The organism is Streptomyces collinus Tu 365, from assembly GCF_000444875.1.
Taxonomy (GTDB): Bacteria; Actinomycetota; Actinomycetes; order Streptomycetales; family Streptomycetaceae; genus Streptomyces; species Streptomyces collinus_A.
The window spans coordinates 923,321-935,606 of the sequence record NC_021985.1 but is presented as its reverse complement, the minus strand read 5'-3'; the positions used below and the strand labels follow the sequence as shown (position 1 = coordinate 935,606).

11 protein-coding genes are annotated in these 12,286 nt (G+C 72.0%); 5 read left to right on the top strand and 6 right to left on the bottom strand.

Annotated features, from left to right (window positions below; all coding sequences use genetic code 11):
• Nucleotides 1-57: 57 nt before the first annotated feature.
• The 5 genes from B446_RS03705 to mgrA all read right to left on the bottom strand — a co-directional run bounded on the left by B446_RS03705 (nt 58) and on the right by mgrA (nt 3,100).
• Entirely contained in the window at nt 58-498 is a 441-nt protein-coding gene (locus B446_RS03705) for an ATP-binding protein (RefSeq protein WP_020938071.1), read from the bottom strand.
• Between the two features lie 134 nt (nt 499-632).
• Nucleotides 633-806 carry a CsbD family protein gene (locus tag B446_RS36815; protein ID WP_020938070.1) on the bottom strand — a complete coding sequence of 58 codons (174 nt, stop codon included), beginning with the start codon at nt 804-806 and terminating at the stop codon, nt 633-635.
• Between the two features lie 290 nt (nt 807-1,096).
• Entirely contained in the window at nt 1,097-1,717 is a 621-nt protein-coding gene (locus B446_RS03700) for a DedA family protein (RefSeq protein WP_020938069.1), read from the bottom strand.
• Between the two features lie 48 nt (nt 1,718-1,765).
• Nucleotides 1,766-1,954 carry a hypothetical protein gene (locus B446_RS03695; RefSeq protein ID WP_020938068.1) on the bottom strand — a complete coding sequence of 63 codons (189 nt, stop codon included), beginning with the start codon at nt 1,952-1,954 and terminating at the stop codon, nt 1,766-1,768.
• Nucleotides 1,955-2,056: 102 nt separating this feature from the next.
• Nucleotides 2,057-3,100, bottom strand: coding sequence for an L-glyceraldehyde 3-phosphate reductase (gene mgrA / locus B446_RS03690; RefSeq protein WP_020938067.1), 1,044 nt, complete (start codon nt 3,098-3,100; stop codon nt 2,057-2,059).
• A 271-nt stretch (nt 3,101-3,371) separates the two neighbouring features.
• Here mgrA and B446_RS03685 point away from each other — a divergent pair, with 271 nt between their 5' ends.
• From B446_RS03685 to pgm, 3 genes are all read left to right on the top strand, one after another.
• The gene (locus tag B446_RS03685) at nt 3,372-4,940 is read left to right on the top strand and encodes an MFS transporter (RefSeq protein ID WP_234967448.1); all 1,569 of its coding nucleotides are present in this window, start codon (nt 3,372-3,374) and stop codon (nt 4,938-4,940) included.
• Between the two features lie 215 nt (nt 4,941-5,155).
• Nucleotides 5,156-6,004 (top strand): chitosanase, encoded by an 849-nt coding sequence (locus B446_RS03680; RefSeq protein ID WP_020938065.1) that lies wholly within the window; start codon nt 5,156-5,158, stop codon nt 6,002-6,004.
• Nucleotides 6,005-6,149: 145 nt separating this feature from the next.
• Nucleotides 6,150-7,790 carry a phosphoglucomutase (alpha-D-glucose-1,6-bisphosphate-dependent) gene (pgm, locus tag B446_RS03675; RefSeq protein ID WP_020938064.1) on the top strand — a complete coding sequence of 547 codons (1,641 nt, stop codon included), beginning with the start codon at nt 6,150-6,152 and terminating at the stop codon, nt 7,788-7,790.
• A gap of 78 nt (nt 7,791-7,868) precedes the next feature.
• Here pgm and B446_RS03670 read toward each other — a convergent pair whose 3' ends face one another.
• Nucleotides 7,869-8,783: an SGNH/GDSL hydrolase family protein gene (locus tag B446_RS03670; protein ID WP_193384427.1), complete on the bottom strand. Its 915-nt coding sequence runs from the start codon at nt 8,781-8,783 to the stop codon at nt 7,869-7,871.
• A gap of 547 nt (nt 8,784-9,330) precedes the next feature.
• On the opposite strand from B446_RS03670, the gene B446_RS03665 reads away from it, so the two are divergent.
• Nucleotides 9,331-11,193, top strand: a complete 1,863-nt coding sequence (locus B446_RS03665) for a M1 family aminopeptidase (RefSeq protein WP_020938062.1) — start codon at nt 9,331-9,333, stop codon at nt 11,191-11,193.
• A 153-nt stretch (nt 11,194-11,346) separates the two neighbouring features.
• Complete coding sequence (locus B446_RS03660) at nt 11,347-12,201, top strand: lysozyme (RefSeq protein ID WP_043474694.1); 855 nt, start codon at nt 11,347-11,349, stop codon at nt 12,199-12,201.
• The last annotated feature ends 85 nt before the right edge of the window (nt 12,202-12,286 follow it).

Genomic DNA, 12,286 nt, shown 5'->3' with positions numbered 1-12,286 from the left:
GCGCCGGGCGGACCGGGCGGACCGGCGCGGGCGGTGTCGCGGCCGCGTCCGGCGGGCTCAGGCGCCGGTGAGCGGGACGGTGGCCGCGACACGCTTGCCGTGCGGCAGGGGAGTGACCTGGAGCCCGTCGCTGAGCAGGTTCACCAGGTTCAGTCCGTGGCCGCCGACGCGGCCCGGATCGTGGGGCCGCGCCCGGGGCGGCTCCACCGAGGTGTCGGTGACGGTGATACGCAGCTCGTCGAGGTCGGCGGACAGCTCGAGCCCCAGCGCGCAGGGGCCGGGGGCGTGCTTGACGGCGTTGGTGACGAGTTCGCTGACGACGAGCTGGGCATCCTGGACGGCGCGCCGCTCCGGCGCGAGGTGCGCGCGTGACAACAGGGCGTCGACGGCGTCTCTCGCCTCGGCGATGCAGGGCACCCCGGCGTCCCAGGTGCGGCTGTGCCGCAGGGACTCGGGGCGGGTCCGCGTCGTCGCGCGGGTGCTCACGGGGATGTCCATGCTTCGCTGCCCTTTTCCTCCGGGGCCGGGGCCCCTCGTGACACGGCTCGTGCCACGGCGGGGCAGACCCGGGAGCCCGTTCCAGGGAGTCCCCGGGCCTGCCCCGGTCCGTTGCCGATTCAGTGCCTGGGAGATCAGTGCTTGAAGACGTCCTTGGCCTTCTCCTTGGCCTGGCGGGCGTCTCCACGGGCGGCTTCCATGCGGCCCTCGGCCTCCAGGCGCTCGTTGCCGACGGCGCGTCCGGTGGCCTCCTTGACCTTGCCCCGGGCCTGCTCCGTCTTGGCCTTGGCCTTCTTGCTTCCAGCCATCGGGTCTCACATCCCCACGTCGGTCGGTGTGCGGTCCACATTCGGCTTGCCGCTCAGCGCCGGTCCAAACAGCCTCGACTTACTTACGCTTGGTCGAACGCTCGCCCTGGACCGGAGTGCGCAGGCTGCGCCAGGCCCACGCGGTGGGTGACCTGACCCTGTCCGGGGTCTCTGTGCCGGCCCGGCCGGCCGCCGCCGGACCCGGCTCGCCCGGCTCGTGTCCGGTCCGTTCCACCACGGGCCGACCATCGTCTTCGGCGTCGCCGCCGGCACGGCCCTGGTCTCGGCCGTCAGCGCTCGCGGCGGCGGCGGACGACGTGGCGGGTCACGAAGGCCGCGAACAGGACGCCGAGCGCGACGAGGACGTAGACCTGGTAGCGGCTGATCTCGTCGTAGACGGCCGTGATGTGGCTGCCCACGAGATAGGACAGGGTGGCCCAGAGGCCGACCCACAGGGCCGCGCCGAGGGCGTTGAACCCGAGGAAGCGGCGCCAGGGCATGCCCGACGTGCCCGCGATGATGCCGTTGGCCTGCCGCAGCCCCTCGATGAACCGGGCCACCGTGACGATCTTGCCGCCGTGCCGGCCGAAGAACTCCTCGGCCGCCTGGAAGCGCTTCGGGGTCAGGAAGACGTAGCGCCCCCAGCGGTGCACGAAGGCGCGGCCGCCGGTGCGGCCGATGAGGTAGCCGATGTTGTCCCCGAGGACGGCGGCGACGAAGGCGACGGCCGCCACGGCGTAGATGTTCAGCCGGCCCGCCCCGGCGAAGACACCCGCGGCGAGCAGGATGGTCTCGCCGGGCGCCGGCACGCCGAAGTCCTCCACGAGGATGACGGCGCCCACGGCCCAGTAGCCGTAGTGGTCGAGCAGTGGCGCCAGGTGGGCCAGGGGGCCCGGCAGGGGAGGGGCCATGACCCCCACCGTACGACGCGGCCGCGGCCGACCCGGCGCGCGGGGTGGTCACTGACGCGCCGGGCCGGTGCCGAACCCGTCGTCGCCCCAGGTGTCGGGCTGACAGGTGCGGCAGAGCTCGTGTGCCCCGTCGCGGGTGACGACGGTGCCCCAGCCCAGGCAGTGCTCACAGTCGCGGGCGAGGGTCAGATCGGGGTGAGGTGGCAGACAGGGGCTGTCGTGGGCTCCGTGGGCCATGCGGTGAGCGGCTCCTTGAGGGCACGGGGTCGCGGTCCGAATGACTCCATTATGTCTGACTTTTTCCTTATGTCCATAGCCGATGTCACTCCGTGCCAGTGATCAGCCGAGGTTGCCCAGGCGCGCGTCCCGCCACAGGTCCACGCCGCCGTCGGTGGCGTACTTGTCGATCTCGGCCAGTTCCTCGGCGCTGAAGTCGAGGTTCTCCAGCGCGGCCACGTTCTGCTCCAGCTGCTCCGTGCGGGAGGCGCCGATGACCAGCGAGGTGACCCGCTCGTCCCGCAGCGCCCAGGCCAGTGCCATCTGGGCCAGCGTCTGCCCGCGCCGGGCGGCGACGTCGTTCAGTGCGCGCAGCCGCCGCCGCATGTCCTCGGTCAGCCAGGCCGGGTCGAACGACTTGCCCTGCGCGGCCCGTGAGTCCTGGGGCAGCCCCTCCAGGTAGCGGCCGGTCAGCAGGCCCTGCGCGAGCGCGGTGAACCCGATGACGCCGAAGCCCTCCTCCTGGGCCGCGTCCAGCAGGCCGTCGGTCTCGACCCAGCGGTTGAGCATGCTGTACGACGGCTGGTGGATGAGCAGCGGGGTGCCCAGGTCCCGCAGGATCGCGGCCGCCTGCCGGCTGCGCTCCGCGTCGTACGACGAGATCCCGACGTAGAGGGCCTTGCCCTGGCGGACGGCGGTGTCGAGCGCGCCCATCGTCTCCTCCAGGGGCGTGCTCGCGTCCAGCCGGTGGGAGTAGAAGATGTCCACGTAGTCGAGGCCCATGCGGCTCAGCGACTGGTCCAGCGAGGCCAGGACGTACTTGCGCGAGCCGCCGCCCTGGCCGTAGGGCCCGGGCCACATGTCCCAGCCGGCCTTGGTGGAGATCACCAGCTCGTCCCGGTAGGGAGCGAGGTCCTGCTTGAGCAGCCGGCCGAAGTTGATTTCGGCGGAGCCGTAGGGCGGCCCGTAGTTGTTGGCCAGGTCGTGGTGGGTGATCCCGAGGTCGAAGGCGCGCAGGGCGATCTCGCGCTGGGTCTCGAAGGGGCGGTCGTCGCCGAAGTTGTGCCAGTAGCCCAGGGACAGGAGCGGGAGGTCAAGTCCCGAGCGGCCGGTGCGCCGGTAGCGCATGGCGCCGTCGTAGCGAGCGGGGTCCGCGACGTGGTTCATCGGGTCGTCTCCGGGGTGGTGCTGCAGGGAGGAGGCCCGCCGGGGGTGAGGGGCCCCGTCCACCCTGCGCCCGCGTGATTCGTAAGTCCAACCGATGGTCCTCATGGCATTGATCGGCGCGGTTTCTGAATCGGGCGGCCGGGGCACTCGGTGGGCCCGTGCGAGGCGTTGCTGGTGTGACGAGTGTGAATCCGGGCAGGCGCAGGGTGCACGCCGCGCAGCGCCCGTCGGGCGGGCGGTGACGGGGCGGCCGCGCGGGGATCGCGCGGCGATGGCCTCGACGAGAGGAGAGCCCGTGGGTACGGCGACGCCCGGACGAGAAGCCCGCGACGGTGAGCGGCCGGGGGTGCCCGAGGCCGTGGCCGGACTGCCGCGCCAGGTCCGCGAGGAGCTGAGCCGCAGGCTGCGCCGCAACCGGCGGGCCTTTCGCAGGGAGGACGTCCAGGTCGTGGAGCCTCCGCTGCTCAGGCGGGCGGTGGGCGCCTCCGCGCTCGGCAACTGCATGGAGTGGTTCGACTTCGGCGTCTACAGCTATCTCGCCGCCACCATCGGCAAGGTGTTCTTCCCCGGCGCCTCCCCGGCCGCCCAGGTGATCTCCTCCTTCGCCACGTTCGCCGCCGCCTTCGTCGTACGGCCGCTCGGCGGACTGGTCTTCGGCCCGCTCGGCGACCGGATCGGCCGGCAGAAGGTGCTCGCGACCACCATGATCATGATGGCCGTGGGGACGTTCGCGATCGGGATCATCCCGGGCTACGCCACGATCGGCATCGCCGCGCCCGTCCTGCTCCTGCTGGCCCGCATGGTCCAGGGCTTCTCCACCGGCGGCGAGTACGGCGGCGCCACCACCTTCGTGGCCGAGTACTCCCCGGACCGCAGGCGCGGGTTCCTCTCCAGCTGGCTCGACTTCGGCACGTTCGTCGGCTACGCCCTCGGTTCGGCGCTGGTCACCGCGCTGAACCTGCTGCTGACGGACGGGCAGATGCTCTCCTGGGGCTGGCGCGTCCCGTTCCTGATCGCCGGGCCGCTCGGTGTGATCGGCCTGTACATGCGGCTCAAGCTGGAGGAGTCGCCCGCCTTCCAGCAGCAACTGGACGAGCACGAGAAGGGGCTGGCACAGGAGTCGGCCGGCAGCGAGTTCAAGGACATCATCCGCAACCACTGGCCCGCGCTGCTGGTCTGCATGGGCCTGGTGCTGCTCTACAACGTCACCAACTACATGGTCACCGGGTATCTGCCGACCTATCAGACCGAGACGCTGCACCGCTCCAGCGGCTCGGCGGACGTCCTGGTGCTGACCGGCATGGTGTGGATCGTCGTGCTGATCACCTTCCTGGGCCGGCTCAGCGACCGGGTCGGCCGACGGCCCGTCTACGCGGTCGCCGCGGCAGCGATGATCGTCCTGGCCGTCCCCTCCTTCCTGCTGATCAAGGCGGACGGAACCTGGCCGCCGATCCTCGGGGTACTGGTGCTGTCCACCCTGCTGGCCTGCTTCGCCGCGCCGAGCGCGGCCACCCTGCCGGCCCTGTTCCCGACGGCGGTGCGCTACGCGGCCATGGGCATCGGCTTCAACATCGCCGTGGCCGCGTTCGGCGGCACCACTCCGCTCGTCACCGCCGCGCTGGTCAACGCCACCGGTGACGACCTGATGCCCGCCTACTACCTGATGCTGGCCGGCGCCATCGGCCTGCTGACCGTGCGGTTCCTGCCGGAGAGCGCCCAGGTGCCGCTCAACGGCTCCCAGCCGATGGTCGGTTCGAGCCAGGAGCGGCGGGAGCTGATCACCACGTCGAAGGAGCTGTACGCGTACGCGCGGGAGCGGGCGGGGACGCCCGGCGAGTGACGCTCCCGGCGCCCCCACGGGCGGGGTGAGACGGGGGTGCGGCCCCTGCCGCGGCGCACCAGGCCGAGACAGGGGCCGCACTGTTCGATCCTACGAACTTCTCGCGGAACGGGTACCTCACTGGGTCTGTGTTTGGTAGGAAACTTTCCTATCAGTGCCGCCGGTACGTGCGGTACGGACCGACTGCCCACCCCCCACCCGCTCTTGGAGTCCCTGTGGTGCACGCAGACCGTGAAACGGCAGCCCCCGCAGTCCCCGCCCGCCTCTCCCGCCGGACCTTCGTCGCCGCGTTCGGCGCCGTCGCCTCCGGCGCCCTGCTCGGCGCCCCGCGCGTGGCGGCGGCACCGTCGGCCGCACCGGGCCTGGACGACCCGGCGAAGAAGGAGATCGCCATGCAGCTGGTGTCGAGCGCCGAGAACTCCTCGCTCGACTGGAAGGCCCAGTACAAGTACATCGAGGACATCGGCGACGGCCGCGGCTACACCGCCGGGATCATCGGCTTCTGCTCCGGCACCGGCGACATGCTCGACCTCGTCCAGCTCTACACCGACCGCAAGCCGGGCAACGTGCTCGCCAAGTACCTGCCCGCCCTGCGCCGGGTGAACGGCACGGACTCGCACAGCGGTCTCGACCCCGCCTACCCCAGGGACTGGCGCAGGGCGGCCCAGGACGGCGCGTTCCAGCAGGCCCAGAACGACGAGCGGGACCGTGTCTACTTCGACCCCGCGGTCGCCCAGGGCAAGGCGGACGGGCTGCGTGCCCTAGGGCAGTTCGCCTACTACGACGCCATCGTCATGCACGGCGACGGCGACGACCCCACCAGCTTCCGCAACATCCGCAAGCGGGCCCTGCGCACCGCCAAGCCGCCGGCGCAGGGCGGCAACGAGACGACGTACCTCAACGCCTTCCTCGACGCCCGGGTGTGGGCCATGAAGCAGGAGGAGGCGCACAGCGACACCAGCAGGGTCGACACCGAGCAGCGGGTCTTCCTGCGCAAGGGCAACCTCGACCTGAACACGCCGCTGGACTGGAAGGTGTACGGGGACGGCTACCACATCGGCTGAGCCGCCGGGCGGTCCCGGCCCCGGTGCGTCCTGAGCCGTACCGGGGCCGTTCGCCCGCCGCCGGTGGCGCACTCGCATGCCGGAGCCCCGACGAGGAAAGATGGGTTCCGAGTGATCGACCACACCGATGCGGAGGAGCGGACTCATGCCGCACGAGCGAGCCGGCCGGCCGGCCGGTCCCGAGGACCTTGTCGACGTGGCCCGGCTGGTCACGGCGTACTACACGCTGCACCCCGACCCGGCCGACCCGGGGCAGCGGGTGGCGTTCGGCACGTCGGGGCACCGCGGTTCGTCCCTGGCGACCGCCTTCAACGAGGACCACATCGCCGCCACCAGCCAGGCCATCGTCGAGTACCGGACGGCCAACGGGATCGACGGCCCGCTGTTCCTCGGCGCCGACACCCACGCCCTGTCCGAGCCCGCCAGGGCCACCGCCCTCGAGGTGTTCGCCGCCAACGACGTGACGGTGCTCGTCGACAGCGCGGACGGCTACACGCCGACCCCGGCGCTCTCGCACGCCATCCTCACCCACAACCGGGGCCGCTCCTCGGGCCTCGCCGACGGCGTGGTCGTCACCCCGTCGCACAACCCGCCCGCCGACGGCGGCTTCAAGTACAACCCGCCCAGCGGCGGACCCGCGGCGTCCGACGCCACCTCCTGGATCCAGGACCGCGCCAACCAGATCATCGCGGGCGGCCTCAAAGACGTACGGCGGCTGACGTACGCCCGTGCGCTCGCCGCCGGGACCACCGGGCGGTACGACTTCCTCGGTGCCTACGTCGGCGACCTGCCCAGCGTCCTGGACCTCGACGCGGTCCGCGCCGCCGGGGTGCGCATCGGCGCCGACCCGCTCGGCGGCGCCTCCGTCGCCTACTGGGGCCGGATCGCCGAGGAGCACGGGCTCGACCTGACCGTGGTCAACCCGCACACCGACCCCACCTGGCGGTTCATGACGCTGGACTGGGACGGCAAGATCCGCATGGACTGCTCCTCGCCGTACGCCATGGCCTCGCTCATCGAGCAGCGCGACCGCTTCCGCATCGCCACCGGCAACGACGCCGACGCCGACCGCCACGGCATCGTGACCCCGGACGCCGGGCTGATGAACCCCAACCACTACCTGGCCGTCGCCATCTCCTACCTCTACCGCCACCGCGAGCGCTGGCCGGCCGGGACCGGCATCGGCAAGACGCTGGTGTCCTCCACGATGATCGACCGCGTCGCCGAGGACCTGGACCGCCGGCTCGTCGAGGTCCCGGTCGGGTTCAAGTGGTTCGTGGACGGACTGGCCGGCGGCACCCTCGGATTCGGCGGCGAGGAGTCCGCCGGGGCCTCCTTCCTGCGCCGCGACGGCTCGGTGTGGACCACCGACAAGGACGGCATCCTGCTGGCCCTGCTCGCCTCCGAGATCACGGCCGTCACCGACCGGACCCCCTCGGAGCACTACGCCGACCTCACCGCCCGCTTCGGCGAACCCGCCTACGCCCGGATCGACGCGCCCGCCTCCCGCGAGCAGAAGGCGCTGCTGGCCAAGCTGTCACCGGCCCAGGTCACCGCCGACACCCTCGCGGACGAGCCGGTCACCGGTGTGCTCAGCGAGGCGCCGGGCAACGGCGCCGCCATCGGCGGGATCAAGGTCACCACCGCCAACGCCTGGTTCGCGGCCCGCCCTTCGGGCACGGAGGACGTCTACAAGATCTACGCCGAGTCGTTCCACGGCCCCGACCACCTCGCGCGGGTGCAGGAGGAGGCCAAGGCGGTGGTCCAGGCCGCGCTCGGCGGCTGATGCCACGGTCCCGTTCCTCACGACCGCGACGGCCTCCGCCCGCCCGGGCGGAGGCCGTCGCGCGGCGGACCGAGGACCTCAGCCGCGTCCGCGAGCGGGGCCGAGCCGGTCCAGCACGGCCTCGGCCATGGCCGCCTCGCCCTTGGCGTTGGGGTGGGCGGGGGCCGCGGGCGAAGCCGGCTGCAACGGCTCGATCCAGCGGTCCGCGGGCGCCTTGCACATGTCGTGGCCCACCGTGGGACCGTAGGTGTCGACGTACTCGGCCCGGTTCCACGACGCCACCAGACGCAGCATCAGGTTCAGCCGCTTCTCGGTGTCGCGCAGATAGGGGAAGTCGCCCTCGGCGAACGGCACCGAGGGGAAGCAGCCGCTGCCGTCGTCCGGCAGCAGGTCCGGGTAGCCGACGAGGAGCACCCGCGCGTGCGGGGCGCGGGCGTGCACGGCCCGCAGCACCCGGTCGATCTTCGGCGCGGTCTGCAGCACGGTGAGCGCCAGCCGGTCGTAGCCCGCGGCCCGGTAGGAGCGCTCGCAGGGGTTGCCGGCCGGGTCCTGGACGCCGAGCCGGGCGCAGGTGCTGATGATCGGGCCGAAGCCGACGTCGTTGCCGCCGATCTGCACCGTCACCAGGTCCGTGTTCCGCCCCAGGGCGTCGAGTTGGGGGGCGTTGGTGCCCTGCGCCTTCCACATCTCCTCGGTCGTGGCCCCCGCGCAGCTCACGTCCTTGAACGCGGTCACGCCCCGCCGGGCCGCCAGCAGCGAGGGGTAGTTGTGGTCGGAGCGGGCGCAGCCGGCGTCCACCTGGCCCGGGATCGCGGGCCCCGAGGTGTAGGAGTCCCCGAGGGAGACGTAGGTGAGGTCGCGCGGATGGGCGGGGTGCGCGGCGGCGGGTGCCGTCGACGCGGCGACGAGGGCGCAGCCCCCGATCGCCGCCCCCAGCACGGCACTCCGCCGCCGGGATCTCGCCGGTTCCGCCGCAACGCTGTCGTTCGCCATGGGTTCCTCCCCCTGAGGCCGGGACGTCGCGCGCGGCCCGCGCCGAGGCGGACCGCGCTGTCAACCGGGCCTGTATACCGTCCGGTAGGTCGCCCGGGCCAGAAGCGGGAACGAACATTGACGTCCGGCCGGGAAGGGGGAGCCGCAAAGTCCGGTGGCTTCCGGCTGGACGACCCCAAGGGCGAGGTCACCCGGGCGGGACACCGTCGGCCAGGTGACCGGCGGCTGGTCGGCCCCGGACGGCAGCCGCCCGCGCGCGGTCTTCGCCCACCTGCCGGCCGCCGGCTGATCGCCACGTCCCCTGCCCGAGCCTGAGTGTGGGGCTCAGCAAGGATCAGGAGTCCGGCCACCCACTTCCGCACCCCTTCTGGCATGGCCCGGTCAAATCTGTCACGCTTTCGGCAGTCCGTGCCCCGACCCCAGGGGTGCGGCGCACCTCTCCGCACAGCGATCGCGCAACCCCACCAGCGGCCGCCCCGGCGCACCCCGGCCGGCCCTGCGGCCATCCGAGCAGGCCGGAACCCCGGCCGTCGCAAAGGAGCAGTGTGTGAGACCGACCCCCCACAAGGCCCTCGGCGCAGGCGTGCTCACCGCCGCCGCGCTCGTCGCCCTCTGCCTCCCCGTCACCCCCGCCGCCGCCCGGCCGGCCAAAACCCCGGTGGCCGCCGACTGCACCCCCGCGCAGTCGGTCACCAACGGCGGTTTCGAAAGCGGCACCTCGCCGTGGACGCAGTCCTCGTCCGGCCTGATCACCAGCCGCAGCGGCCAGACCGCCCACGGCGGCTCGTCGTACGCCTGGCTGGACGGCGTCGGCAGCACCCGGACCGACACCCTCTCCCAGAGCGTCACCATCCCCAGCGGCTGCGCCACCGCCACCCTCAGCTTCTGGCTCCACATCGACACCGACGAGACGACCTCGTCCACCGCGTACGACAAGCTGACGGCGAAGATCGGCAGCACCACGCTGGCGACCTACTCGAACCTGGACCGCGCCACCGGCTACGTACGCAAGTCGTTCGACGTGTCGTCCTTCGCCGGGCAGACCGTGAACATCGGCTTCACCGGCACCGAGGACTCCAGCCTCCAGACCAGCTTCGTCCTCGACGACATCGCCCTCGACACCTCGGGCGGCACCACCCCGCCCCCGGCGGACACGGTCCGCACCCCGGCCGCGCCCTCCTACACCGTCAGCCTCAGCAGCGACACCGGCGGCACCGTCTGGAACGGGCACGAGAGCGCCACGTTCACCAACGCCTCCGCCACCGCCCTCAGCGAGGTCTACCTGCGGCTGTGGGACAACTACCACGGCACCTGCTCGGCGATGCCCATCACGGTCACCAACGTCACCGGCGGCACGGCGGGCGCCCTCTCGGTGAACTGCACCGCGCTGAAGATCACCCTGCCCTCGCCGCTGAACCAGGGCCAGAGTGCCACCATCGGCTTCGACCTCGGCATCACCGTGCCCAGCGGCGCCGACCGGTTCGGCCACGACGGAGCCTTCAGCTTCATCGGCAACGCCCTGCCCGTCCTCGCGGTGCGCGACGGTTCGGGCTGGCACCTGGACCCGTACACCGACAACGGCGAGTCCTTCTACTCCCTGGCCGCCGACTTCAAGGTGACCCTCGACCACCCCAGTGGTCTGCTGGTCCCCGCCACCGGCACCTCCACCGACACCCCCGGCTCCAGCGGCCGCACCGTCACCACCGCGACCGCCGCCAAGGTCCGTGACTTCGCCTGGGCCGCCGGGCCCTTCAGCAAGATCTCCGGGACCTCGTCCGCCGGCGTGCCGGTGAACATCTACTCCGTCTCGGGCATCAGCTCCTCCAGCGCCCAGTCCATGCTCAGCACCGCCAAGTCCGCCGTCGACGCCCACGCGGCCCGCTTCGGCGCCTACCCGTACGGCGAACTGGACGCCGTGATCGACAACAACTACTGGTTCGGCGGGATGGAGTACCCCGGGTTCGTCCTCGACCTGGTCAGCACCACGGCACTCACCCACGAGATCGGCCACCAGTGGTGGTACGGCATCGTCGGTGACGACGAGTACAACAGCCCCTGGCTGGACGAGGCGTTCACCGACTACTCCACCGACCTCGCCCTCGGCAAGACCGGCACCGGCTGCTGGAACAGCGTCTCCTGGGACTCCAGCGCCGAGAAGATCACCAACTCCATGGCCTACTGGGACGCGCACTCCTCCCGGTACTCCACCGTCGTCTACGGCTACGGCAAGTGCGCCCTGCACGACCTGCGCAGGGTCCTCGGCGACACCGCCATGGCCAAGCTGCTCAAGGACTACGCGACCGCGCACTGGTACGGCGTGTCGACCACGGCCGAGTTCAAGGCGGCCGCCCAGGCCGCCACGAGCACCGACCTGACCTCCTTCTGGACCCAGCACCGCATCGACGGCTGACCGTCGGACGGGCGGTCGTGGGCGGTGCCCTTCCCGGCACCGCCCACGGCCACGCGCGCCCGGCCCCCCGTACCACTCACATGGCGTAATCGCGGGTCGGCATGGCTTCGTTGGGCGGTATCCGGAGTGCGGCACGCCCCGACCGCGGGTCAGATGGAACCTGTGCGAAGCCCTATAGCCTTTCACCGCAGCCGCTCCCGCCGGGCTCTCACCGGCGCGCTGACCGGCCTCCTGATCCTCCTGCCGATCCTCTCGGCCCCGCCCTCGGCGGCCGGCTCCCTGCCCGAACGGGGCAGCGCCTACATGGGTATGGGAGTGCCGGCCCACGACGGCTCCGACGCCACCGACGACGAGACCCCGACCGGCTCCCGGACCACGCAGACCGAAGGCGTGGACGTCTCCAGCTACCAGGGGGACGTCGCCTGGCAGACGCTGTGGGGGAGCGGCGTCCAGTGGGCGTACACGAAGGCGAGCGAGGGGACGTACTACACGAACCCCTACTTCGGTTCGCAGTACTCCGGTTCGTACGACGCCGGCATGATCCGCGGCGCGTACCACTTCGCGACCCCCGACACCTCGGGCGGCGCCGCCCAGGCCGACTACTTCGTCGACCACGGCGGCGGCTGGTCCAAGGACGGCAAGACCCTGCCCGGCGCGCTCGACATGGAGTGGAACCCCTACGGCGACGACTGCTACGGCAAGTCCGCGAGCGGAATGGTCACCTGGGTCCGCGACTTCCTCGACCGCTACAAGTCCCGCACCGGCCGGGACGCCGTCATCTACACCGCCACGAGCTGGTGGAGCCAGTGCACGGGCAATTACGCGGGCTTCGGCGCGACCAACCCGCTCTGGATCGCCCGGTACGCCTCCACGGCGGGCACGCTCCCCGCGGGCTGGTCGGTGTACACCATGTGGCAGTACACCTCCTCCGGACCCACCGTCGGCGACCACGACAGGTTCAACGGCGCCGCGGACCGCGTCAAGAGCCTCGCCACCGGCACCGGCTGACACCCCGTCGAGAGCGCCCGTGCGCCGCCGGTCCCGCGGGCCCGGCGGCGCCGCCCGGCGCAGTGACGACCGATGCCCGGCGTCC